The 24,403-nt window shown below is 69.9% G+C and carries 24 protein-coding genes; 10 read left to right on the top strand and 14 right to left on the bottom strand.

Annotated elements, in window-relative coordinates; all coding sequences use genetic code 11:
- The first annotated feature begins 31 nt into the window (after positions 1-31).
- Genes HFP15_RS39900 through HFP15_RS39870 form a run of 7 tightly spaced genes read left to right on the top strand, consistent with a single transcriptional unit; the run spans position 32 to position 8,633 of the window.
- A complete protein-coding gene (locus HFP15_RS39900) occupies positions 32-256 on the top strand; it encodes a hypothetical protein (RefSeq protein WP_168523405.1) in 225 nt (74 codons plus the stop codon).
- Between the two features lie 53 nt (positions 257-309).
- Complete coding sequence (locus HFP15_RS39895; RefSeq protein ID WP_168523411.1) at positions 310-1,545, top strand: PrgI family protein; 1,236 nt, start codon at positions 310-312, stop codon at positions 1,543-1,545.
- The gene (locus HFP15_RS39890; protein WP_168523403.1) at positions 1,545-3,515 is read left to right on the top strand and encodes a VirB4 family type IV secretion system protein; all 1,971 of its coding nucleotides are present in this window, start codon (positions 1,545-1,547) and stop codon (positions 3,513-3,515) included. The genes HFP15_RS39895 and HFP15_RS39890 overlap by 1 nt, the downstream gene beginning before the upstream one ends.
- 59 nt (positions 3,516-3,574) lie before the next feature.
- Positions 3,575-6,199 (top strand): helicase HerA domain-containing protein, encoded by a 2,625-nt coding sequence (locus tag HFP15_RS39885; protein ID WP_168523401.1) that lies wholly within the window; start codon positions 3,575-3,577, stop codon positions 6,197-6,199.
- A 55-nt stretch (positions 6,200-6,254) separates the two neighbouring features.
- A complete protein-coding gene (locus HFP15_RS39880) occupies positions 6,255-7,349 on the top strand; it encodes a replication-relaxation family protein (RefSeq protein ID WP_168523399.1) in 1,095 nt (364 codons plus the stop codon).
- Between the two features lie 7 nt (positions 7,350-7,356).
- Positions 7,357-7,677 (top strand): hypothetical protein, encoded by a 321-nt coding sequence (locus HFP15_RS39875; RefSeq protein ID WP_168523397.1) that lies wholly within the window; start codon positions 7,357-7,359, stop codon positions 7,675-7,677.
- The gene (locus tag HFP15_RS39870) at positions 7,674-8,633 is read left to right on the top strand and encodes a C40 family peptidase (protein WP_168523395.1); all 960 of its coding nucleotides are present in this window, start codon (positions 7,674-7,676) and stop codon (positions 8,631-8,633) included. Before HFP15_RS39875 ends, HFP15_RS39870 begins: the two co-directional genes overlap by 4 nt.
- A 422-nt stretch (positions 8,634-9,055) precedes the next feature.
- Here the strand turns inward: HFP15_RS39870 and HFP15_RS39865 are convergent, their stop codons facing one another.
- Positions 9,056-9,391, bottom strand: coding sequence for a hypothetical protein (locus HFP15_RS39865; protein ID WP_168523393.1), 336 nt, complete (start codon positions 9,389-9,391; stop codon positions 9,056-9,058).
- A gap of 818 nt (positions 9,392-10,209) precedes the next feature.
- Between HFP15_RS39865 and HFP15_RS39860 the strand changes: the two genes are divergently transcribed.
- Together HFP15_RS39860 and HFP15_RS39855 are read left to right on the top strand one after the other, a co-directional pair.
- Positions 10,210-11,070, top strand: coding sequence for a MarR family transcriptional regulator (locus HFP15_RS39860; RefSeq protein WP_168523391.1), 861 nt, complete (start codon positions 10,210-10,212; stop codon positions 11,068-11,070).
- Between the two features lie 752 nt (positions 11,071-11,822).
- Positions 11,823-12,245 (top strand): winged helix-turn-helix transcriptional regulator, encoded by a 423-nt coding sequence (locus HFP15_RS39855; protein WP_168523389.1) that lies wholly within the window; start codon positions 11,823-11,825, stop codon positions 12,243-12,245.
- Positions 12,246-12,283: 38 nt separating this feature from the next.
- Here the strand turns inward: HFP15_RS39855 and HFP15_RS39850 are convergent, their stop codons facing one another.
- The 13 genes from HFP15_RS39850 to HFP15_RS39790 all read right to left on the bottom strand — a co-directional run bounded on the left by HFP15_RS39850 (position 12,284) and on the right by HFP15_RS39790 (position 23,439).
- Entirely contained in the window at positions 12,284-14,989 is a 2,706-nt protein-coding gene (locus tag HFP15_RS39850) for a BTAD domain-containing putative transcriptional regulator (protein WP_168523387.1), read from the bottom strand.
- On the bottom strand, positions 14,989-15,351 hold the full coding sequence (locus HFP15_RS39845; RefSeq protein ID WP_168523385.1) for a hypothetical protein: 363 nt from the start codon (positions 15,349-15,351) through the stop codon (positions 14,989-14,991). Before HFP15_RS39845 ends, HFP15_RS39850 begins: the two co-directional genes overlap by 1 nt.
- Positions 15,352-15,381: 30 nt before the next feature.
- Positions 15,382-15,828 (bottom strand): pilus assembly protein TadG-related protein, encoded by a 447-nt coding sequence (locus HFP15_RS39840; protein ID WP_168523383.1) that lies wholly within the window; start codon positions 15,826-15,828, stop codon positions 15,382-15,384.
- Positions 15,825-16,331, bottom strand: a complete 507-nt coding sequence (locus tag HFP15_RS39835; RefSeq protein ID WP_246272497.1) for a TadE/TadG family type IV pilus assembly protein — start codon at positions 16,329-16,331, stop codon at positions 15,825-15,827. The genes HFP15_RS39840 and HFP15_RS39835 overlap by 4 nt, the downstream gene beginning before the upstream one ends.
- A 7-nt stretch (positions 16,332-16,338) precedes the next feature.
- Positions 16,339-16,701 (bottom strand): TadE/TadG family type IV pilus assembly protein, encoded by a 363-nt coding sequence (locus tag HFP15_RS39830; RefSeq protein ID WP_312871983.1) that lies wholly within the window; start codon positions 16,699-16,701, stop codon positions 16,339-16,341.
- 83 nt (positions 16,702-16,784) lie between these two features.
- Complete coding sequence (locus tag HFP15_RS39825) at positions 16,785-16,973, bottom strand: hypothetical protein (protein ID WP_168523379.1); 189 nt, start codon at positions 16,971-16,973, stop codon at positions 16,785-16,787.
- 26 nt (positions 16,974-16,999) lie between these two features.
- The gene (locus tag HFP15_RS39820; RefSeq protein WP_168523377.1) at positions 17,000-17,893 is read right to left on the bottom strand and encodes a type II secretion system F family protein; all 894 of its coding nucleotides are present in this window, start codon (positions 17,891-17,893) and stop codon (positions 17,000-17,002) included.
- A gap of 4 nt (positions 17,894-17,897) precedes the next feature.
- The gene (locus HFP15_RS39815; RefSeq protein WP_210718495.1) at positions 17,898-18,794 is read right to left on the bottom strand and encodes a type II secretion system F family protein; all 897 of its coding nucleotides are present in this window, start codon (positions 18,792-18,794) and stop codon (positions 17,898-17,900) included.
- Positions 18,791-20,209 carry a TadA family conjugal transfer-associated ATPase gene (locus tag HFP15_RS39810; RefSeq protein WP_168523373.1) on the bottom strand — a complete coding sequence of 473 codons (1,419 nt, stop codon included), beginning with the start codon at positions 20,207-20,209 and terminating at the stop codon, positions 18,791-18,793. The genes HFP15_RS39815 and HFP15_RS39810 overlap by 4 nt, the downstream gene beginning before the upstream one ends.
- Positions 20,206-21,096, bottom strand: coding sequence for a CpaE/TadZ family protein (locus HFP15_RS39805; protein ID WP_168523371.1), 891 nt, complete (start codon positions 21,094-21,096; stop codon positions 20,206-20,208). Before HFP15_RS39805 ends, HFP15_RS39810 begins: the two co-directional genes overlap by 4 nt.
- Complete coding sequence (locus HFP15_RS39800; RefSeq protein ID WP_168523369.1) at positions 21,096-21,797, bottom strand: SAF domain-containing protein; 702 nt, start codon at positions 21,795-21,797, stop codon at positions 21,096-21,098. The genes HFP15_RS39805 and HFP15_RS39800 overlap by 1 nt, the downstream gene beginning before the upstream one ends.
- 104 nt (positions 21,798-21,901) lie before the next feature.
- Entirely contained in the window at positions 21,902-22,648 is a 747-nt protein-coding gene (locus tag HFP15_RS39795; RefSeq protein WP_246272496.1) for a hypothetical protein, read from the bottom strand.
- Positions 22,649-22,908: 260 nt separating this feature from the next.
- The gene (locus tag HFP15_RS39790; RefSeq protein WP_312871982.1) at positions 22,909-23,439 is read right to left on the bottom strand and encodes a hypothetical protein; all 531 of its coding nucleotides are present in this window, start codon (positions 23,437-23,439) and stop codon (positions 22,909-22,911) included.
- 325 nt (positions 23,440-23,764) lie between these two features.
- Here HFP15_RS39790 and HFP15_RS39785 point away from each other — a divergent pair, with 325 nt between their 5' ends.
- Positions 23,765-24,361 carry a prepilin peptidase gene (locus HFP15_RS39785; RefSeq protein ID WP_168523366.1) on the top strand — a complete coding sequence of 199 codons (597 nt, stop codon included), beginning with the start codon at positions 23,765-23,767 and terminating at the stop codon, positions 24,359-24,361.
- Positions 24,362-24,403: the final 42 nt, after the last annotated feature.

Below are 24,403 nucleotides of genomic sequence, written 5' to 3'. Positions count from 1 at the left end.
CCACCCCGCCGCCCGCATCTGGAGGAGAGCCGTGAGCACGCCCCACTACAGCCCAGACGGGCTGACCTACGCAGACATCACCGCACTGCAACGCGAGGTCACCGCGGAACTCCGCCGCGAGGGCCACATCCCGTGGCCGCGCCGCAACCGGCGGCGCGGCGCCGACTCCCGGCCGCGCGACGCGCGCACCCAAGCCGCGCCGGCGTCCCGGCCTCCCGCGGCACGACACGATCAGCGACACGGGGAGCACCAGTGAGCCACCAGGACACGGCCGGGTCGTCTGCCGTGCGCATTCCCGCCGACGTCGACATGGCCGATCGCGTCCTCGGCCCGTTGACCGCCCGCCAATTGGGGATCCTCGCGGTGACCGGGCTGGTGCTCTACGCCGCCTGGTCCGCCACCCGCGCGGTCCTGCCGGTCCCGGTGTTCCTCGCGCTAGCCATTCCGGTCGCGGCGACTGCGGTGTTCCTCGCGCTCGGCCAGCGTGACGGGATCAGCCTGGACCGGTTGCTGGTCGCCGCGATCCGGCAACGCATGGGACCGCGCCACCGGGTTGCCGCCCCCGAAGGCGTCCGGCCCGCGCCGGAATGGCTGACCACCCAGGCCGCCGCCACCAGCGCGAGCCGGGTGGCGGGCAGTCGCAAGAGCAGGCCGGCCAAGGGCAAGGCGCCGGTGTCTGAGCAGATCTCGCCGTCGGCGTTGCGGCTGCCCGCCGAGGCGGTCACCGACACCGGGGTCGTCGACCTGGGCAGCGATGGCCTGGCCGTGGTCGCGGTTGCCTCGACGGTGAACTTCGCGCTGCGGACACCGGCCGAGCAAGAGGCGCTGGTCGCGAGCTTCGGCCGCTACCTGCACTCGCTCACCGCGCCCGTGCAGGTGTTGGTGCGCACCGAACGGCTGGACCTGTCCGGCCAAATCAGCGAGTTGCGGGCACGCGCGGGCGGGCGGCCCCACCCGGCGTTGGAGGCCGCCGCCCTCGAGCACGCCGACTACCTCGTGCAGCTCGCCGAGCAGACCGACCTGCTGCGCCGCCAGGTGCTGCTGATCCTGCGCGAACCGATCGGCGGCGCGACCGCCGCGCCGGCCGACGGGCTCGGCGGACCCGGCCCACTCGCGGTGCTGTCCTCGCTCGCCCGTGGCAAACGCCGCGCGACCACCACTGGCGCGGCCGGTGCCGGGGCGCGGCGGGCGGCCGAATCGCGGCTGGTGCGCCGCCTCGGCGAGGCGATCGAGCTGCTCGCCCCGGCCGGAATCGTCATCACCCCGCTGGACGCCGGGCAGGCCACCGCCGTGCTCGCCTCGGCGTGCAACCCCGACACCCTCCTGCCGCCGTCGGCGGCCCTGGCCGGAGCCGACGACGTCATCACCACCGCCGGCGGCGACCTGGATGACGACCTCACCGACGACCGCACGTTCTGGCCGCCCGACGGCCGTGCCGAGTTCGGCCAGGACCAATACGACCCGGACGACGGCGAGGACGACGACTGGGACGACGAAGACGACCAATACGACGACGGCGACTTCGAGGAGAGGGGGCGGTTGTGATGACCACCCGAGCACGAGCCCGGCGCGGCCAGCGCCGCCCCACGACCCGGCCCGCCGCGCGCCGAGCCGGGCACCGGGCCGCCGCGTTCACCCCCGACGCGCTGTCGGTCGGTGCCCGGCACCTGGAGGTCGGCAACGAGTGGGTGGCCAGCTTCGCCGTCACCGGGTTCCCCCGCGAAGTCCATCCCGGCTGGCTCGCGCCGTTGCTGACCTACCCCGGCAGGTTGGATGTCGCGCTGCATGTCGAGCCGATCGACCCGGCTACCGCCGCCGCCCGGTTGAAGAAACAGCTCGCCAAACTCGAGTCCGGCCGGCGGCACACCGCCGAGCACGGCCGTCTGTATGACCCGCAGGTCGAAGCCGCCACCGAAGACGCCTACGACCTGTCCTCCCGCGTGGCGCGGGGCGAGGGCAAGCTGTTCCGCGTCGGGCTGTATCTCACCATCCACGCCCCCACCGAGCGCGCGCTGGCCGACGAGGTGGCCGCGCTGCGCTCCCTCTCTGCGAGCCTGCTGCTGGATGCCAAGCACACCACCTACCGGTCGCTGCAGGGCTGGGTCTCGACCCTGCCGATGGGCCTCGATCTGATCGGGATGCGCCGCACCTTCGACACCAGCGCGCTCGCGGCGGCGTTCCCGTTCACCAGCCCTGACCTGCCCGCCGCCGACCCCACCAGCGTGGCCGCCCCGTCGGGGGTGCTCTACGGCTACAACGTCGGGTCGCAGGGGTTGGTGCACTGGGATCGTTTCGGCGAGGGGATGCACAACCACAACTCGGTCATCCTCGGCCGTTCCGGTGCGGGCAAGTCCTATCTGGTGAAGCTGGAACTGCTCCGGTCGCTGTATCGCGGGATCGAGATCGCGGTCGTCGACCCCGAGGACGAGTACGCCCGTCTCGCGAGCGCGGTCGGCGGCACCTACGTGCATCTCGGCGCCGCAGGCGTCCGGCTCAACCCGTTCGATCTGCCGATCCACACCCGGCCCGATGGGCGCCGCACCGCGCCGAAGGACGCCCTGATCCGGCGCAGCCTGTTCCTGCACACCGTCATCGCCGTGCTGGTCGGCGGGGAGCTGGAGGCCGCCGAGCGGGCCGCGCTGGACCGGGGCATCGCCGCCACCTACCAGCAGGTCGGGATCACCGCCGACGCCCGCACGTGGACCCGCCCGTCACCCACGTTGCGGACCTTGCGCGACCAGCTCGCCACCGCGGGCCAGGCCGGCGACCGGGCCGCCGCCGAGCTCGCCGCGCGGCTGCATCCCTATGTGGAGGGCGCGTTCAAGCAGCTGTTCGACGGCCCGACGACCACGAACCCCGAAGGCCACCTGGTGGTGTTCAGCCTGCGGGACCTGCCCGACGAGCTGAAGCCCATCGGCACCCTGCTCACCCTGGATGCCGTGTGGCGGCGGGTGTCCAACCCCGCGATCCGCCGCCCGCGCCTGGTGGTCGTGGACGAGGCATGGCTGCTGATGAAAGAGAAATCGGGCGCGGAGTTCCTGTTCCGCATGGCCAAGGCCTCCCGCAAGCACTGGGCGGGGCTGACCGTCGCCACGCAGGACACCGCCGATGTGCTCGGCAACGATCTCGGCAAAGCGGTGGTGGCCAACGCCGCGACCCAGATTCTGCTGCGGCAGGCGTCCCAGGCCATCGACGAGATCACCCAGACCTTCGATCTGTCGGCCGGGGAACGTCAATTCCTGCTCTCGGCGGACCGGGGCCAGGGATTGCTGTCGGCGGGAACCCAGCGGGTCGCGTTCCAGAGTATTGCCTCACCGACCGAGCATTACCTCGTCACCAGCAACCCGGCCGAACTCGCCGGATACGAGGACAACGCGGACACCGGCGACACCGAACAGTCCTATGTCGACCTGGGCTTCGCTGACGACACCGCCGACGAGCAGGCGTACGCGGCCGAGACCGATGAATTCGGTTCGGCCGGCCCCGACGACGACATCGAACTCGATGCCGCCTAACAGCCGCCATTCCGTTTCCGTCTGACCATTCTTCGCAGCCTTTTGGGGAAGGAACCGCAATGCGTGCCTGGATACCTGCTGCCCTCATTCACCCCGAGCTGTCCACCCCGCCGGCCACCACCGGACTGGCCCGCACGGGGCTGTCCGGTGGGTGGCTCGGCGACTACCTGCGTGACCCCGGCGGCGCGATGCTCACGCTCCTGGCGCATCTGCGGGATTGGGCGATCACGTGGGGACCGATCGTTGCCCCGGTGCTCGCGCTCGGCGCCGCCGGGTTCGTGCTCGGCCGGCGCCGGTGGGCGCGCCGCTGCCACGCCAGGTTGGTCGCCGACGCCCGCCAGGTGACCGTGCTCGCCCCACCCCAGGTCGATCCCGCGGGCGGGCAGGCGTTGTGGTCCAACCTGGTCGGGCTGTTGCGCCCGGCGTGGCGGCGGGCCTTCACCGGGCAGCCGCACGTGGCGTGCGAGTACGTGTTCTCCGAGTCGGGCGTCGGTATCCGGCTGTGGGTGCCCGGTGTGATCCCACCCGGCTTGGTTGAACGCGCGATCGAGGCGGCGTGGCCCGGCGCGCACACCCGCGTCGGCCCCGCCAACCCACCCCTACCCGCGCCCGGAGACGGGCAGCGGCGGCTGGTCATCGGTGGTGAGCTCCGGCTCGCCCGTTCCGAGGCGCTGCCGATCCGTGTCGACTTCGACGCCGACCCCATCCGCGCCCTGATCGGCGCGCCCGTGGGTTTGGGGCGCGACGAGTACGCCTGCGTCCAGATCCTGGCCCGCCCGGTCACCGGCCGCCGCGTCGCCAAGGCGCGCCGCTCCGCGCGGCGGGTCCACACCGGCGGCTCCACCCGGCTGGTCGGTCGCCTGCTGGATCTGATCACCCCCGGCGTGAAGACCGGACCGGCCCGGCACACCACGAAGTCCGGTGCGTTGCACAGCGATCCGCAGACCTCGCTGGAGTACGCGGCGCAGAACCGCGCCATCGTCGGCAAGCAGCGCGGCTCCCAGTACGAGACGGTGATCCGCTACGCCGTCGCCACCCTCCTCCCGGCCAACGCCACCGACGCCGAGGTGCGCGCGGCGCGGGACGTCGCCCGCGGCCGGGCACACGCCCTGGCCGCGAGCTTCGCGTCCTACACCGAGCACAACCACTACACCCGCCGCCGCGTCCGCCACCCCGGCCCGGTGCTGGCCGACCGGCGCCTCGGCACCGGCGACCTGCTCTCGGTGGGTGAGCTGGCGGCCCTGGCGCACCTGCCTGTCGACGAGGCGATCCCCGGTGTCCAGCGGGCCGGAGCCCGCGCGATCGCCCCGCCACCGGGCATCGCCACGCCCGGCCCGGCGGCGAAGCCGATCGGGGTCACCGACACCGGCCACGAACGTCCCGTGGCGCTGCGCGTCCCGGACGCGCGGCACCATCTGCACGTCATCGGCGCCACCGGCAGCGGTAAAAGCACGTTGCTGGGCAACATGATCCTGGCCGACGCCGAGGCCGGGCGCGGGATCGTGCTGATCGACCCCAAGGGCGACCTCGTCACCGACGTCCTGTCCCGGCTCCCGAAATCCGCCGGCGACCGCGCCGTGCTCTTCGACGCCGACTCGAAATCCCGTCCGCCGTGCCTCAACCCCTTGGACGGCGGGGAAACCGACCTGACCGTCGACAACCTCGTCTCGGTGTTCCGGCGGGTGTACTCCGCGTTCTGGGGGCCGCGCACCGACGACGTGATGCGCGCCGCGTGCCTGACCCTGCGCACCCAGGAAGGCGTCGCCACACTCGCGGACCTGCCGAAGCTGCTCGCCGACCCCGCCTTCCGGTCACGGGTAACCGCCGGGGTCACCGACCCGGTGCTGCGCGGGTTCTGGTCCTGGTACGAGGAACTCACCGACTCCTCCCGCAGCCAGGTCATCTCTCCGTTGATGAACAAGCTGCGCGCGTTCCTGTTGCGGCCGTTCGTGCGGGACGCCATCGCGGGCGGACATTCCACAGTGGACATGTCCAGTGTGCTCGACGGCGGTATCTGCCTGGTGCGCATTCCCAAGGGAAGTCTGGGTGAGGAGACCACCCGCCTGGTCGGTTCCCTGGTGTTGGCGCGCACATGGCAGGCCACCACCGGCCGCGCCCGAACCCCGCAACGGCAACGCAACGACGCGTCGCTGGTGATCGATGAGTGTCACAACTTCCTCAATCTGCCCTACCCGATCGAGGACATGCTGGCGGAGGCGCGGGGGTTCCGGGTCGCGATGACCCTGGCCCACCAGCACCTGGGCCAGTTGCCGCGTGAGTTGCGGGAGGGCATGTCGACCAACGCCCGCAGCAAGATCTTCTTCAACGCCTCCCCGGAGGACTCCCGCGAGCTGTCCCGGCACACCAGCCCGCGGCTGTCCGACCACGACCTCGCGCATCTCGGCGTCTACCACGCCGCCGTGCGCCTTGTCCTGAACGGGGAGGAGGCGCAGCCGTTCACCATGCGCACCCAGCCGCTCCCGCGCGCGATCCCCGGCCGCGCCCGCGAGATCCGCGGGATCGCCCGCCGCGCCGCCCGCAGCCGCGCCGCCGACGCCACCGCGCCCGCGTCCGGGTCGCGGTCCCGGCCGCCGCAGCGGCCCGCCGCGCCCACGGGGCAGCCGCAGTCGCGGCCGTCGTCTCGTGTCCGGCCGCGCAGTGCCGACCCGCGCCGCCACGGCTGACCGACACCACGGAGCGAAAGTCCCTGCCACACACCATTTTCTGGAGGTTTGTGCCGTGATTACCAACCCGACCAGGCAACGCGCGCTGCGGGGCCACAAGGCGACCCGGCCCACCCCTCGCGCCGCGAACACCGCCGATCACCAGGCGGTGCTGGCGTGGCGGCTGACCCCGCGGGACCGGTGGATCATCCGGATGCTGCACGAGCACCGCGTGCTCACCGCCCACCAAATCACCGCCTTGGCCTTCCCATCGTTCCGGTCCGGCCGGATGCGGCTGCGGGAGCTGTTCCAGTGGGGCGTGGTGGACCGGTTCCAGCCGTTCATCACCGCCGGCACCGCGCCAATGCACTATGTCCTCGCCCCCGCCGGGGCCGCGGTGCTGGCCGCCGAGGACGGCCTGGACGTCAAGGAACTCGGTTACCGCCACGACCGCGCCTTCAGCGTCGCGCACTCCCTGCGCCTGGCGCACACCGTCGGCGTGAACGAGTGGTTCGCCGCCCTCGTCGCTGCCGCCCGCGCCACGGCCACCAACACCGGCGCCGGCGAGCACGCCGCGCTGGGCGCGTGGTGGTCGGAAGCCCGCTGCGCCCGCCACTTCGGCGACCTGATCAAACCCGACGCCTACGGCCGATGGGCCAGCCGCGGCGCCGAGATCGAGTTCTTCCTCGAGTACGACTTCGGCACCGAGGTGCTGGCCAAGCTCGCCGGGAAGCTGGCCGGCTACGCCGCGCTCGCGGAGGCCACCGGCATCACCACCCCGGTGCTGGTGTGGCTGCCGACCTCGCGGCGGGAGGCCACCGCCCGCCGGCTGCTGCACAAGGCGTGGCGCGAGCTGGACGACCCGCGCTCGGTGCCGGTCGCCACCGCCGCGGCCGAGCTGCTCAACCCCGAGGCCGCACACCCCAGCCCGGCCGACGCGGTCTGGCTGCCCCTCGACACCGGCACTACCGGCGCCGCAGGTGGCTCCCGGCGCGAGCTGCACCGGCTGCCCGACGCCTGGCCCTACGTCCCGCCACCGGCCACTGACACCGAGGGCGAGCCGGGGCTCGGCCCGGACTCGCCGCTGCTGATGGCCCCGGCGCCGGCGCCCATGCCACCCACTCAGCCGCCGAGGACCTCGCGCGGGCCAGACACCGGCCAGAGGAGGTGACCCTGGGATGGATATCCACGACTTCGCGACCTTCTACCCGCGGCTGGCCGCCGAGTTGCGGCAGATCGAGGTCGAGGCGATGCCGAGCTGGGTGGCCACGCCTCGGGGCTTGCGCCCGGCGCGGGCGGTGCTGCCGGAGGCGGCGTTCGCGACCGCGGTGCTGGCGTCGGTCACGGTGTGGCTCGTCCTCGGCATCCTCCGCTGGGGCTGGTCCGGGTGGTGGTGGATTCTCGCGGCCGCCACCGGGTGGGGCGCCGTGCGCGGACTGGGCACGACCGCGCACCGCGTCCGGAAACTGGCCCGCTACCGCCGGGGACACAGGCGATGATGACCAAAGTCGGTGTCGCCGTGATCGGCGCGATCCTGCTCATCCCGCTGCTGATCGCCTCCGGCGTGTCCGGCGCGATCTCGGCCGTACTCGGTAGCGGCAGCAGCCAGCCCTCGGCGACCGCGCTGGCCGACATCCCCGCCGACTACCTCGCCCTCTACCGGGAGGCGGCCGGGGTGTGTCCAAGGCTGGACTGGACCATCCTGGCCGCCATCGGCAAGATCGAGAGCAACCACGGCCGACTGCAAGCCCCCGGCGTGACGAGCGGGGAGAACGGCTGGGGCGCGGGCGGGCCGATGCAGTTCGAGCAGCCCAGCTTCGAGGGAGTGCTCGCCCGCCACCCACTTCCGCCCGGCGGCGCCAGCCCGCCCTCACGATATAACCCGCACGACGCCATCTACGCCGCGAGTTTCTACCTATGCGACAACGGAGTCAGTCGTGGCGACCCGCATGCGGCGATCTTCGCCTACAACCGTGCCGACTGGTACGTGCAACAGGTACTCGACCAGGCCAAGAAGTACGCCGACGCCGCCGCCTCGGTCGGCACCGGCGACTGCAACGCCATCCAGGCCACCACCGCGGTCGCCGTAGCCGCGATCAACTACGCGTGCGGGCAGCGGGGGCTGCCGTACCTGTGGGGCGGCAATGGCCCGCAGGACGGTGGGTTCGACTGTTCCGGGCTGACCGTGGCCGCCTACGGCGCGGCCGGAATCACCTTACCCCGCACCGCCGACGCCCAGTTCCGGGCCGGGCCGCGCGTCCCGGACGGGCAGCCGCTGCTGCCCGGCGATCTCGTGTTCTACGGCACCAGCACGCACATCCACCACGTCGGTCTCTACATCGGTGGAGGTTCAATGGTGGACGCGCCGGACGTGGGACAGACCGTGAAGGTCCAACCCTACCGGTGGAACAAGGACGACTATGCGGGCGCTACGCGTCCTTCCATTGTGGTGTAACGGTTAACATATCACCGAAGCCCGCGCCAACCATAGCAGAGAACACCCGGCCATCGGCCGACAACGAGGATCCGCTGGGTGAACAGGGCGGCGTGATGTCGTCGAGCGCGACAATGTTGTGGCAGCTGGCGATTTTCCGGACTAGGGAGGCGGACGGCCACGACGTGATGGCGGTGGCGAGGTGATTCAGAGGTCGCGGCGCTGTCTGCGTTGCTGGTGGTGAACACCATGACAGGACGGTGAACATAAGCGGCCCGCGGTCTGGCCAGGGCGGGGATCACCGAGGTGCTGACCACCGTGCAGATCGTGACGATGAAGGCCGAGAACCGCGGCTGGCAGCGGTACGAACGGCAGATTCAGGCCGAGTTGCGCAGGGAACCGCGCGTCTCAAGGAAGCGAGGGAATCCGGCGGGGAATCGTGATCACGTTTTGTGGTTGATCAGGATCAATAGGTAGGTGAGCGCGACCACCGCGGCCATGGCGATCAGGGCGGACGCCGTGCCGGCCAGGAACGGGATGGCGATCCTGCGGTGCAGCACGAGCGCGGCGAGCACGCCGAACGCGCTCGAGATCAGCAGCGCGGGTCCGGCGTAGACGATCACGGCCAGCCACAGCAGTGCCTGCTCGGAGATCTGGAAGCCGTCGTTGCCGGTGGTGTCGTGCACGCTCCTGATCCAGATCACGCCACCGACCGCCACGGCCACGTGCCAGCCGAGCATGGTCAGCATGGTGATCCAGGTCTTGTTTCGCTGCCGCATGGCGGCATCATGCCCGGTCTAGGCCGCTCAGGTCCGACGTTTGGCGGGATGGGTTGATCGCGAGCACGCGCGCGACCGGCGGATCGAGCGCGAGCGTATCGATGTGCGGCTCGGCGAAGCCGGCGCGTGCTCACCAGAAACTGCATTCCCGACCGGTGCTGCTTGCCCCCGACTCAACGGAAACCGGCGAACCGGCGCATAACTAGCCGCCGATAACGACGCCAGATCACGCACCGTCGAAAGAACCTGTGCCTTCGCATACCGCGAGGACGCCGTCCAACGACGTAGTCAATTCTGGCCCAGCACAAGCATTTCGCGGACATCATCGAACCCGTTGATCGAGTCCGCGAGTTGGTCCCACCGGCAGTTGTGCGACCACGGCGCCGACGTCGCCAACGGTGCCGACCACTCGCTCGCGCTGCTCCGTCGCGTTCACCCCACAATGGAGGCGCAGCAACAAGATCCAATCACCGCGACTCGCCGATCTGGTGACAACAACCTCGACAACGGCCCCAGGTGACAAGTAGCGCTGTCAATTGGTGACAACCATCGCTGACAACACCAACCGAGCCCACAGCTCGCGGCCAACAGCCAGTGACAGATACCGCTGACAGTCGCAGCGCAACGATTCCCAGGTCAGCGCTATCGTCTACACAGGATAGATGTCTTGTTTGCCGAACCCGCTTGCTTTTCGCGCCGAAGGAAGCGTCCATAGTCGTGTGGCCCGAACACACCGGCAGCGTACCGGGGGCCGCACCCGCTCCGGCCGGGGCATGACCACCCACCACCGATCACGAAATGCGAATCGAGGGAACGTCATGTCCAGCAGGACCCGCACCCGCAAAACCCGCACCACCACCACGGCCACCACGACCGGTTCTGCCCGGACCCTGCGGTCGGTGCCCGACGTGACCACTGAGAAGGTCCGCACGGACACCGAAGACAGGCTGTGGGAGGCGTTGCACGCTAACCCGAACAGCACCGCCGCCGACCTGTCGGCCGCCGCGAAGATCGGGAAGTCGACCGCCCAGAAGATCCTCGTCAAGTGGGCAGGCGACGGCAGCGTCACCCGCACCGCCGGGATCGCCGACGGCGGTCGGCGCGCCGCCGACCGGTGGGCGATCACCGACCTCGGCGTCACCCCGGTCGCCGCCGACCGGGGTGACGCCGACTCGGCGGACACGGCGCAGGCTGACCCGGACAGCCCGGCTGCCCCGGACGACACCGACCCCGCCGCGCCCGCCGGGGGTGAACCAACCGAACCGGCGAACCCCGAGCCGGCGGACGCCGCTGCCGGTGACACCCTGGACAGCGCCGACACCGAGGCGAGCGACTCGGCGCAGGCCGAATCCGCCGCCGCTGAGGCGGCCGAGTCCACCGGCGGCGGCGCGGCGACCAACGGCGACCCGGCGACAGATGGCGGCGGGGACGACAAGGCGACACGGCTGGCGCCGGGCGCGTTGCGCGGGATGGTGGAGGACCACCTGCGCGACCACCCCGGCGAGCAGTTCGGTCCCACCGCGATCGCCAAGGCCCTGGGCGGGAAATCGTCGGGTGCGGTGAGCAACGCGCTGGACAAGCTGGTCGCCGACGGCACCGCAGTGAAGACCCAGGACAAGCCGAGGCGTTTCGCACTCGCCCCGGCGGAAGTGGCCACTGCCGCCGCACCGACGAACTAACCGGACACCATGGCGAATGTGGTTGTGGCCCAACAACGAACCCGTTGGGCCACAACCACATTTAGCCTTCGCTCGATTCCCTACGTCGGCCGCTTGGGCAATGTGCGGAACAGGTTTTGTGACCGGCGCGCGCGATCACCGGGGGCGCCGGCGGGCGTGATCGCGCCGGCCACCGCGGACGAAAATAGCTACGCGAACCACAAGGGAATAGTGTCAATGAAGGATAATGAATGAAATAAACACATGAGGAAGGTGAGCGAGGGACAAGGTAGACAGAACGGCAAGGTGACCAGTGCGGAACACCGAGGGGGTTGACCACGCAGCCCGCCCCGATGTGTCTACCGGCTTGTGGACAAGCGAGTCTAGGATACCAGCGGATCCCCCTACAGCCCCGGTGAGCAGCGGCTTCACCAGGCGCAGGGGGTGGCGCTCTAACCTGATCCCCCGTATGAACCCCAACATGATCCCCCGCATGAACCCCCAACGGAGGAAGAAAGAAGACGTCACTGTCGGTTTTGGCCTAGGCGGCCGTGATTACCATCAGTCATTCCTACTCTGGTCCGGATGAGTAGGACTACGGTGGCCGATCTTCGTCCGTTTGGCGTAACCTCGTCGGTGCACAGCGCGGTGTGACGCGGTAGTGCGGGTGCTGACCAGGGACGATCGAGTAGTTGAGTGGCCGAGGGGGACTTGGTCGACCGAGGGGACGAGCAGCGCGGCGAGGGAGTGGCGCCGCGCGTGGGGAGGTGCTCATGGCCGTGGATCGCGAGTTGCTCCGGCAGTTCTACGACCTGAAGCAGTTGCTGAGCGATAAATGGGCTCCGGCGATCTTGGTCACCCTTGCTGAGGGCAGGATGCGTCGAGTCGACATCCTTTCTACGATTCATTCTTTTTCCTATGGTGAAGAATGGTCGGATCGGAATGCGCCGCTGCAGGATAGCATTTTGGCGCGGACGCTGAAGAGAATGACAGAAGAAGGTCTTTTGGTGCGGACGGAGCCCGATACCACGACTTTTCCGCCCGAGGTGTATTACTCGCTGACTCCGCCGATGGAGGAATTCTTGGCCGCGGTCGGTCCGGTGCGGGAGTGGTCTCGTCGTCACGCGGATCTTATCGGTCGGGCTCAGGCTCATCGGCGGCGCCAATCGACCGGTGCCGATGGCACGGGCGAATAGCATCACCTTGCGTCTACAACAGACATGGGCGACCGGCCTCAGCTTGCGGCGTGCCGGCGTTCGCGTGTCGGTGGGCGCGATGGACGTTGGGTGGCTGTGTCCGTGAGCTGTGGGCGTTGCCGTAACTGGGTTGCGAGGGCAATCGCCTGCTCGCTGGGTGTCTCGTCAATCTCGGCCAGCCGGGTCGCCAACAGAGTCAGGGTCCGGGGAATGGCGTCGAACTGACCGAGCCGCCCCTGCAGCCGCATGATGTCGCGGTAGACGGTTTCGTTGTGTGGGTCGAAGGCCCGCGCGATTTCCAGCAGGTCCAGCGTCTGCTGCGGATCCTTCTCGACCAAGGTACGAGCCAGGGCGGCCACGGCGTCGATGGCGTCGCGGCGGCTGGCTTCGCGCGCCGGCTCGATCCATTCCATGCTCGAGATGCCCTCGACGAGCGGGCCGCCGTAACTGTCGACGATGCCCCGGTAGGCCTCGATCCGCTGCTTTTCGGTCGTGGCCGCTCGGCGGGCGGCGACTGCCCGGTCGAAACGCCAGTAGTCGGCGGTGACCATCTCTGGGTCGAGTTGGTAACGGTCGTTGCTGATGGAGACGACTCCGGTGACCGCGCCGGCGGTGGCGGCGGCCAGATCGCGGCGCAGGCGGGAGAGTGCGGTGTGCAGGGCGTTCGTGGGCCGTGTCGGTGGGTCTTGGCCCCATAAGGTCGAGGTGAGCGTTTCGCGGGTGGTGCCGGCGGGGTGAAGGGCGAGCAGCACCAGGAGTTCCTTGGTGCGGGGCTGCAATGCCCCGGTGATCTCCTGTCCGGGGGAGTCGCGGTCAGGCCGCCAGTGCACCTGAAGGGCGCCGAGCATGGTGATGTGGATCGGCGCTGCTGTGTCTGTCGCGGCTGGGTGTGGGGGAGCGTCGGGTGACGGCGAATCCCTCGTTTCGAGGACTTCGAGATCGCCGTCGGGTTGGGTTGGTGGCGCGACGGCTGCGGTGACTTCGAGGTCGGTGATGCGGTCCGCGGCGCCCGGATTGTCTTCGCCCGGAGCGGGATTGGACTCGGTTTGATGTAGCAGCGTCAGAAGGTCAGCGGTGTGGTCCTCACCGAGGTGGAACATGCGGGTGCCGCGCAGGGCTTCGCCCAGGCCGGGACCGGTGGCCGAGATGGTGCCGTCGTCGCGGACGTAGCAGGTCACGCCGGGTTGCCATTGGCCCAGCAGTAAACCGGTGATGCCGAAGGGGGCGCCGTTGTCGAGGACGGCCTGCAGCCGCTGGTGGTGTGCGGGAGGCCGCGCGACGAGCAGGAGCGGCGGCCAGCCCGGCGAAGTGGGCTCCGCGTCCGAGGCGTCTGTTGCCCGGAGCAGAATCTCGGTTTCCAGCGTGTCGAGCGCGGCCTGCAGGTCATCGACGACGCGGAGCGCCGCGGGCAGGGCGGAGCGTTCGCCGAGCACACTGGGCAGATCATCCGCGGAAACGAGGACGGAGCCGGTGTTCGCCGTGGTGAGGGCGGCGACCAGCAGCGCGCGAGCTGCTGCCGGAGCGCCGGCACCGACCAGGCCGAGGCCACGGGCGGCGGCGAGGTCCAGTGCGATCGCACGACCGTCCTGGACGCCCAGCTCAGGAGCGTGGACGGTTCGCTGACCTGGAGTGCCGACCACGAGGGCGGGTGGCGGTGGGTCTCGCGGCGGACGGCCGGTATCAGCGGTGTCGTCGTCATCGAGGTCGATCTCGTCGTCGCGCTCGGAGCGCAGATGCGCCAACCGCAGCTGGTACACCACAGGCGCCACCGCAAGGTCATCACGGTCCCCGCTCCCCGGGCGGTAGCGGGCGTAGTAGCGGCGGCGCGCGAGTATTAGCGCCGTACTCACCGCCGTTGCGAGGCCGAGTCCGACGAACATGCCGGCTCCCCAGCTGAAGCTCGGTTCCCGAGCTTCCGGCGGGGCGGGGGCCGGCGCGGCTGCGGGGGCCGGCGGGATCGGACTGGGCTCCGGGGCAGGCGCCACCGTTATGGGGGCGGACGGCGGAAGCGGGGCAGGCGCGGCGCTGCTGCCGGGGAGTATGAGTTCTTCGCCGGGGTAAATCAGGTTGGGGTTGGTGAAGAAGCGGCCGGAGAGCTGTGCCTTGCCCTTGTTGAGGTCGAAGATCTCCGGCCAACGGGCGGCATCGCCGAGGGTGCGTTGGGCGATGCGCGAGAGCGAGTCATGGATCCCGTTCCTCGGCGCCAGAACAACCACCGACGCAGGCTGCGCAGCAGCGGCCTGCACGGTCGGCACGGGGCCGGTCGGAGTGGAGCTCGGCCAGGCCGACGCTGTTGCCACGATGTGCTGCCCGACCGTGGATGCCGCGGCTGGGCGGTGTCCGAGGACGGCGACGAGGATGGCGCCGATCAACAGGCCCGCCAGCGCACGCATCGGGCCGGTCGCGGACAGGTCTGCGACTCGAGTGGGATTGATCCCGCCGCGCGCGGCGTCGACAGTGCACCGGGCCACGTCGAGCGTGAAGACCGCCCAGACGATCCAGCACAGGCATGCCAGCACGTCCAGCAGGAACGTGGTCGTCATCGGCGCCAGCAACACTCCTTCGACCTCCGCCCACACCGGGATGTGGTCGGGGAGCGGCCAGCCGATGTAGTGGCACAACGCCCACGGCAGCCCCGCCTCGAGCGTGAGCAGTACGGCGGCCGCGATCAGCCCTCGCAGGGTCCGGCTCAGGAGCCGGAGACCAGCGACGAGCACGGACCACGCGCGCGCGGGGTGCGTCATCACACTTCCGCCGGGACCCGCGATGCTGGTTCAGCGGCTACCGAGCTTGTCGAGGTCGGGGGAGTCTTCCGCCGTGCGTCCGGGCGCTTGCGTTTCGCGCGGGCCGGCTTGCATGCGGTCGCCCAGTGCGTGAGGTCGGTGGCCGCGGTGTCGGTGAACTGGGCGAGTTCGTCGATCGTGATGACTTTCTGGGCCTCCACCATCACGTCGTGGAGTTCTCGGTCCACAGTGGCTAGTTCCTCGGCGATGGTGGTGCGGCGTTGGACGAGTTCGCCGACTCGCTTCGCCGCCGCGGCGCGTTGCATACTGCGGGCCGCGTCGTTCTGTTCGACGCGGCGTTGGATCTCTTCGGCCGTGGGCATCGTTGTCTCCTTTCGTTGACCGGAAGGTGGTCACGGTTCGATCGTGAGCACCCCGCGTTGCGGATGGGCGCTGCCGGTTCCGTGGACGGTGAGGCTGGAGATGCCGATCATGCCCAGCAGTTGGGTCGGCTGCGTGGATGCGATCGTGACGGTCACGGTGTCGCCGGAGACCGTCACGGTTCCGGCTCCGCCGACGGTGGCGAGGTAGCTGTGCGCGTCGGCGACGGCCCGGGCGGGTACGAGTTGGAGCGTGCCGTTGGTGCGGTAGGCGGTCAGGTCGATGGCCTGGGCACCGGCGCGCGCGGCGGCCTCGGCCTGGCCGTTGGCTTTGACCTTGGCCGCCAGCGCCAGTCCGCCGTCGAGCGTCAGCCCGGCCAGGGTGAGGATCCCGATGGTGAGGACCACGACGAACGCGGTGGTGCGGCCCTCGTCGGCTCGCCACCACTGTCGGTGTGCCGAATACCCGCGGCGAGTCATGAGCCGCCTCCGATGATGGCCATAGTGGCTGAGCGCCACGTGTCGATGGGTTCGGTCGCGGTGGCCGACAACCGTTTGTGACTGGGGACGCCGAGGATCAGCGCGTCACCGAAGTCGACGGTGCAGGTGATGGTCACGCTGAGCGTGCCGCCTGGGCGCATCCCGCCGGTGGCGGTGTCGACGTCCAGCGACACGCAGCTCACTCCGGCCGAGGACAGAGCGGTCGCGGCCGTGGACTGCGCTGCGGCGGTCGCGGTGGCGGGGGAGCGCTGGATGCTGGCCGCCCGGGCGGCTTGGTGCGCGGCGCCGTCCAGCCGGAGCCGCGCGTCGACACCGCGGTGCACGAGCACGGCGATGAACACGAGCAGCATGACCAGAAACGGAGCTGCCAGCGTGACTTCCGCCGCCACAGAGCCGCGGTCCGCCCGCCACCAGGCCACCCATTCCCGCGGATGGTGTTCGTGCCCCTGGAACCGTTCTATGGCCCCGCGTCTGGTGCCCATGGTCGCCTCACCCGCCGGCCAGGTCGGGGACGAAGCGTTCGACCGGGCCGGCCGCCTCGGCGTGCACGGGCAGGTGCAGGAACGGAAGGACGGGTGTGGCGGTGCCGGTGATGCGGATCGAGGCCGCGTTTGCCGTGCGGTCGGCGGTGATCGTGGTGCCTGAGAGGGGGCCGCGCGCGAGGTCGTCGAGCATCTGCTGCGCGCTCGCGCCGCCCGCGGCCGCGGTGCCGTTCTGGGCTCGCGCGACGGCGAGCCCTTGGGAGGCGGCGGACTGGGCGATGTGGATGGCGTGAGACCACAGGGCGAACTGCACGATCGCCAGCAGCATGAGCAGAAGCAGTGGTGTCGCGATGACGAGCTCGGCGCTCACTGCGCCGCGATCGCCCCGCAGCACGCGCCGCAGGCGACCGTGCTGTCCGCGAGGCCGCGCTCGCGCATCGCGTCGCTCGGGTCTCACAGTGTGATTCCGTTGGCCTTGGCGGTCACTTTCGCGACGATGATCGCGATGATCACCAGCGCGGCCGCGACCAGCAGGGCGGTCACCAGCACCGTTTCGGTGGAGTAGCCGGCCTCGGGCTCGCGGCGCAGAATGTCCCACCGTGCTTTCAAGAATGAAAACACCGTTTTGATGTGCGCGTGCATAGGATGTCCTTTCCTCGCGAGGACGGTCAGAGTCCATTGAGGACTTGGGTGAGAGCGGGGTAGGCGATGAACCCGAGGAAGCCGAGGAACAGCGCCATCACGGGCAGGGACATGCGTTCGGTGGCGGCCTGGGCTTGGGCTTCGGCGTCGGTGAGCTGGTGGGTGCGCAGCGCGCCGGCTTTCGCCGCCAGCGAGGCGCGGACCTTGGCGCCCTCGGTGCCGGCGAGGCTGACCGACGCGCCCAGTTCCGCGAGCTCGGTGACGTCGAGTTCTTCGCCGAGCTGGCGCAGTGTGGCCCACGGCGTGGTTCTGGTCAGGCGTGCGGTGTCCAGGGCCCGGCGGATCTGCTCGAACGCCCAGCCGCGCCCGATGTCGGCCGAGTCGGTGAGCGCGCTGTCCACGCCCGCGCCGCCCGCGAGCGTGATCCACACCAGATCCAGGTAGGCCGACAGTGCGTGCCGGAAGCCCGTGCGCAGCGTCGCCGCCTCCGCACGCACGCGTAGGTCGGGCACCACGAAACCCGCCGCGGCCAGCACAAGCCCGGCGACGACGGGCAACCCGACCGCGAGGGGGAGCCCGGCGAGGGAGAGCAGCCCGTCGGCCAGCACCGGCACCAGTAGTCCGGCGACGCCGAGGGTCGCCTTCTCGGCGAGATGCGTTTGGACCGGGCGTCCGATGACGGTCAGATCGCGGGTCAGGCGAGGCCCGGGCAGACCGAGGGCGCGCAAGGCGGGGATGAAGGGACTGCCGGCCTTGGCCGCCCAGCCGGGATCACTGGTCGCCACGATCGGCGCCGGCGCGGGCGGCGTCGTGGTGCGCGCGAGGACCACGCCGAGCGCGGGCCGGGGTGGGAACAGCCAGACCGCGAGGGCCCAGACCCCGAGGCCGAACCCAGCTCCCAACACCAGTGCGGTGATCACGCTGCTACACCTGCCTTTCGTGAACCAGCGGGATTGCCCCGGCCGGTGAGAGGAAGCGGTCGGGTTCGCGCACGGCCGCGATCCGCGCGAGCCAGGTGAACCCGAGTCCGAAAAGGACTCCGATCGCGAGCAACACGAGTTGGCCGGCCAGGCTGTCGTATGCGGCGAGATAACCGCGGTTGAGCAGCACCACGGCCACCGCGAAGCTCAGTGTGGTGCCGACGATCACGCGTACCGACGTCCTGGTTCGGGCGCGCCCGGCCTCGACCCGCATCCGCATCGAGGCTTGCTCCCGCGCGGCCTGGGCCAGCGAGCTCAGCAGATCGGACAGCTGGCGCGCGTGCTGTTCGGCGGCCAGGACGAGCGCGGCGATCACCAGATCGCCCGTGGGATCGGCGAGCCGATCGGCCATGACACGCAGCGAGGGTGCCAGGCGCTCGCCGGTCTCGATGCGGGTGGCTAGGTCGGTGACCTCGTCGCGGATGGTCGGTGGTGTGAGCGGCGCGGTCGCTAGGATCGCCTGCTCCAGACCAGCGGCGGCCGAGAGCGTATCCCGCAGCATCTCGGTCCAGGTCGCGATCGCCTCGATCCGTCCGATCCGGTGAGCGTGCTCCCGATCCCGGCCCAGGACGCGCGGCAGCGCCCACACCGCCAGCCCGGCGAGCACCCCGCCGACCAGCCACCCGGTGGCGAGAGCGGCGACCACGCCGACCGCGAGTGCGAGCGCCGCCCGGACAAGCCTGGACTGGTCCCGCCGCGACCCCGAGCCACGGCGGGACCAGACGCGGCCGCGGAGCCCCCTGCGCTCCACGCCCCGCCGGCCTGCGAGGATCAACACCAGCCCGACACCGGCGCCGAGCCCGAGCACGGCTGCCAGCGCGGCCGAGGCGGTGATCGTCATCGCGGCCACCACCCCTCGGGCTCGTCCAGCAGACCGGGATCGAAGCCCGCGTCGACCAGTTCGCCGAGCGTGTCGCTGCGCAGTGCACCTGCAACCGGGCGAGCGCGCCGGTCCGCCCCGGGCCGGTAGACCTCATTCGAGATCACCTGCGGGCCCTCGGCGCCGACGACCTCCCGCACCGAGGACACCACCCGGGTGGCGCGATCGAGACCGCGGGCGAGGTGCACCACGAAATGCACCGCCGAGGCGACCAGCAGGTTGGTGGCCTCCAGCGGCAGACGTTCGGCCCCTTGCGCGGCGTAAGACGCCAGCCGGGTGAAGGCGATCCTCGAGCTGGAGGCATGCAGGGTCGCCATCGAGCCGTCGTTGCCCTGCGACATGGCGTTGCACATCGGGATGACCTCCGGGCCGCGGATCTCGCCGACGATCACGCGGTCCGGGCTCATCCGCAGGCCCCAGCGCACGAGCTCGGCCTGGGAGATCTCACCCTCACCCTCGACATTCGGCTCACGGGCCTGAAACGCGGTCACGTCGGCGTGAATCGCCGGATCCCGCTCCAAACCGAGCTCGAACGCATCCTCGATGGTGACGATCCGCTCCATGCAGTCCATTTCGGACGCTAAGCCTCGGATCAGGGTGGTCTTACCGGCGCCGGTGCCGCCGGTGATCAGGATGTTCTTACGCGCCCGCACCATCGCGCGCAGGAACTGCTCCAGACCGGGGTCGAGCGTGCCGCGAGCACGCAGCTCTGGCAGCGTCACGGTGAGGTAGCCGTGCCGGCGAATCGACAACGACGTCATCCCGCCGGCCGTGACACCCGTCGCCGCGAACAACCGCTCCCCTCCCGGAAGCTGGAGATTGACCGCCGGGGAACCGTAATCGAAACGACGTTCCTGACTGGACGCCCGCGCCGCGAGCAGACGCACGAGGTCGGTGAGTTCCTCGTTCGAGCCCGCGATCGGCGCTACCTGGGCGCGGCGGCCATCGGCGTACTGGACGAACACGCGGTCGTAGCGGTTGGCGTTGATCGTCTCGACCGCCGGGTCATCCAGCAGCGGTTGCAGCCCGGCCATGCCGAACAATTCGTTGACGACCTCACCAATCACACGCCGTTCGGTATCCCGGCCGACGAGAGCCCGGTCGGCCATCAGCTCGTTCTCACTGTGCGCGCGCACGGCCTCGTCCAACACAGCGCGCGCCAGCTCGCGGCGCCCTTCCCGGGTGACGGCGGCACCCGTGCGCCGTTCCTGCGCCTCGACCCGCCGCGGCAGTTCCGCGCCGAGCCTGTCGCGCAGGTACTGGCGCAGTCGCGTAACGGACTCGTCGCTCAGCGGCGGCTCCCCGCTGACGCGGGGCTGCTGCTCCGCCCGCCAACCGTGGTCTTGCGGGCGGTGGCCGTTGGTCGAGGGCGTCATGGCATGCGTCCTGTGCCCGGGGCGTCCTGCGGGTGGGGGAGTGGTGGTGCGAGTCGCAGGCCGCCGCGCGCCACCGGTGCGGGCGGCACGCCCGGCACGGCCCGCAAGATCGGGACTGGATGCTGCTCGGCGGGACCTTGTTGCGGCACCGGGGCCTCCGACGGCGCGTGTGCGGCGAGAAGTAGGTTCGCCACCTTGTGCGCAGCCTGTCCCAGCCTGGAGCGTGCCGGGCCGGAGCGGCTCGAGCAGGCACCGGGACGCCCGCACAGCACCGCTGCGCCGCGCGGATCGTCCGGTATCCGGCCCAGGGGCGAGACCCCCAGTTCGCGGGTGATCTCGGTTGGCGAGTAGCCCTCGCCGACGAGCATCATCGCGGGATGCTGAGTCCAGCGGCCGAGGACCGGCAGGCGGCGCGCCAGATGGGCGAGGTCATCCGCGTGAGCACGGGTCAGCAGGATCATCGCGTCGGCCGCGCGCACGATCGGCGCGGCCACCGATCCGGGATCGAGCCGGCCGCAGTCCACGATCACCGTCGCGTCCAGCGCATTCGCCGCGGCCCGGAGGACGCCTCTTGGCTCCGAGGTGAGCGCGGACAGCGCGGCTCGCGCGCGGTCGGCGTCGGGCGGTGCGGTCACCACGGGCAGACCACCGGGCAGGGCTTGTGTGTGCTGCCAGGGCAGTGTCGGATCCTCGCTGTGGCGGGCGGCGGCGGCCAAACTCACCAACCCCGGCGTAGCCTCCAGCCAGAACCGGATACCGATATCGCCACCCGAGGGGTCTGCCTCCACCAGAAGCGTGCGCGACGGCGCGGGCCACCGCGCGGCGAGCGCCACGGAGAAGGTGGTGACGCCCGGCGAGCCCTTCACGCTCACGACGGCTACCAGCATCACTGACCACCGCCCGCCAGCATCACGATCGACAGCTGCCCCGCGGGCACCGCCGCGATCTGCCGGGCCGCGGCCTGACTCACCTGAACCGATACGACCGTGATCTGCTGGTTCGGGGGAGAGGCCACGCTGGTAATCACCGCCGGCCAGCCGGTCGTCGCATCCGGTGCCGGCGGGCTCGCGAGCACGCTGCCCGACTGGCCGGGCACGAACACGACCGACACGTGCGAGCCCGGCGACACCTCCACCGGGAACTGGCCCGCCTTCAACGACAACGCCGCCAGCGCCTGCCCCGCAGCGGGAACGCCGGTCCCGCTGACCGCGTCCCGGGTGAGTAGTGCCCCGGCGGGCAGATTCGTCGACACTGTCTTGCCCATCAAGGACGCGGCCTGATTGACGTCCACAACGGACACCCCGGGGTCCACAGCGACGTTGACCTGCTTGAGATCCTGTGCGGTCAGCACCTGTCCGACCGTGACCGGACGGGCCAGCGCCAGTACCGGCTCCCGGTCCCCAGAGTTCAACGACACGACGGTGAACGCGACCGCGCAGGCGAGAACGAGCAACGTGCCCAACAGCAGGTGCGGGACGCTGCGCCGCCGTTTCGCCGCCCGCACCCGCGACGTGGACTCGGTGGCATCGCTTGCCCAGGAACCGCCGAGCGAAGCCGCAGGTCGATGCGGGTCCAGCTGAGTTGTCATGGTGGTACCTCCAGGCAAGGGGGTAGTGCGCCGCGTCGCCCAGATATCCAGCGAGCGGAAAACGAGTGATGGTTGTGCTGTTGTGAAAGAGCCTTCCCGTGGGCTTAGCCGCCGCCGTTGTTCAAAGCCTGAGACTCCGCGACACGAAACGCCGCGGTGCCGGTCGTGGTCATGTCGGGGAACGTGCCGCCCTGGCCGGCCCCGGACCAGGCGACCGTCCAGTGGACCGTCGCGGTGACCGGAAACGTTTGCCCCGGCTGGTTTGCCGAGGACGAGCGATACGTGTGCCCGCAGTCCGGCGACGGTGCCCTCGGGTCCGCGCCAGGCTGGAATGGAGTACCGGCACCGGTACAGGTCACCGTGCTGCCATCACCCATCGACCACGTGACCGACGTGGGCGTCGCGACCGCGGTGACCGAGACACCGGGCACCGAAGCCGTCGCCGACACCGGACCCCACCCCGTCGACAACCACAGCCAGGTCGGAAGATTCACCAGCTGATCACCGGCGGGATTCGCCGCGACCGTCGGCATGGGCAACCGCAACTGCTTGCGAGCCATCGCCGCGAGTTCCGCCGGCGAGGGCAACGCAGCGGCCCCCGGCTGCTGCCCGTCGGGAATCCACACCGGCGCCCGATAGAACGTGTCGGCCACGCCGCCGCCCGCACAGTGCCAGACGTACCAGGCCCCGGATTGGCCGGCAGCCTGCCTCCGGACGGCGAGGCCGACCGGCCGAACGGCGACGGCGCCGGCGTTGCGTGTCGTGAGGCCGATGTTGACGGCGCCACCGGCGGGAGGCTGATAGTCACTCTTGACATAAGAGCAGTTCGCCAAGCTCGAGTCGCCGCCCACGATCGTGTCTCCCGGGTGGGACTCGTTGTTGCTGTCGCCGGAATTTCCTGAGCCCGGATGTGCGGGCTTGTTGCCATTGCCCGAACCTGTCCCCGGTTTGCCGGCGTCACCGCCGGTGCCAGCTCCGAGATCGCAGACAGGCGAGGGGACTTGGCTGCAGTCCGTGCTTCCCCAGCCGCCGTCAGCCAAGGCAGGTGTTGCTGCGCCAAGCACACAGACAAGTGCGATTTCCGCGATCGTCGCGATTCGTCGTCCCATCGTCAGCACGTCCCCACATCATGAACGCCGAAGTCGGTGACCTCCCATGAGCCGTCGACCTGCTTCTCGACGATGGCGTTGATCAGCTGGTGGCCCCCTGGCTTGTCGTCGGCGAGTTGGCCGTTGTCTGTCCGGTACTTGAGCCAGTGCGTCGAGTCGCCGCAGTCGGTGATCACGATCTTCGCGGGGTCGTCCGCCGGATCGGCTGACGTCACGCGCGGGCTGAGAACCGGCTCCCCTTTGGTTACCAGCCCGTTGTAGTGATCGGCGTACAGGCCACGAGACAGGTTGGTCAGCGCGATTCCCGTCGCGTATCGACCCAGTTGTGGGGACTGCCAGTCTGACGTATGGCCGGCCTGAGCGAAATCCTGCCACATGCCTCGGTACGCGGCGAGCGCCTCTGCCCGGGCCTGGCCCGCAATGGACGTTGTCGTGGTTGGCGCCACTACGTTCGATGTTGGTGATGCAGCGGCAGACGTCTCGGCGGTCGGCGTGTTCGAAGCCTCGGAGGTGCACGCCGCGAGTGCGACCACGACCGTACCCGCCCCGAACAACACCGCGGCTCGACCACTCCGCGCCACGAGTGTCGATCTGCTTCCCACAACCTCACCACCTAGAATTCCGAGCCTATGAAGATCGTCCATTACGTCTACACCACGACCCCTCACTGACTTCAAAGTCAGTAGGGACCGACTTCGAGGTCGGAAAGGCCCGTTTCAGGAAATTTCACTCATCCGGAGTATTTGAATTACCCTGTGCATTCATCGCCAGGCACACTAAGGGTATGACCAGCGCTTTCCGAGAGCCGAGATAATGGCCCGCCTGTCACGGGGCGTTGCCAATGGCGGTGTCTAACTTATGTCTGGACCGCTGCTGATCGCATTGTGGGCGGCCGCAGGATTACTCGCAGGCGGAGCCTTCACCGCTTATCGGCGACCATCGCCTTCATCTCGGGTTGCAGCACTCAGTGCGCGACTCGCGAGCACGGCCCTGACCGCCGCTCTCTTCGCGCTCCTGGCGTCGCGCATCGGCTATCAATTCGACCTTCTTCCCTACAGCGCCTTCGCCGCGTTAGGCATCACGCTCGCGCGGATCGACATCCTCGAACAGCGCCTGCCGAGCCCGCTCGTCTACTTCGGAGTTCTCGTCGTCGGCGGTCTGTTTATGGCTGACGCCGTAAGCAACTCACGGATGCCGGATCTCCTCAGGGCCCTCGCAGGCATGCTGGCACTGTTCAGCTTCTATTTGGTCCTCGCGCTGATCTTCGCGGGCCAACTCGGCGCCGGCGACGTGAAGCTCGCGGCCCTGCTTGGCCTCACGCTCGGCTGGCGAGGCTGGGAGACGATCATTGCGGCCACTTTCCTCGGATGGCGGGACTGTAAAACGAGCGGTGTAATTCCCGATCATGGAAGTGCACCTGATGACCGACATGATGTCCGGCGTGGAGAACGCTGAGGACTTGAACCCCGTGTCCGGGCTGGATGGCCTGGACGAGCA

The organism is Amycolatopsis acididurans, assembly GCF_012328925.1.
GTDB classification, from domain to species: domain Bacteria; phylum Actinomycetota; class Actinomycetes; order Mycobacteriales; family Pseudonocardiaceae; genus Amycolatopsis_E; species Amycolatopsis_E acididurans.
This window is presented reverse-complemented; position numbering and strand designations above follow the sequence as displayed.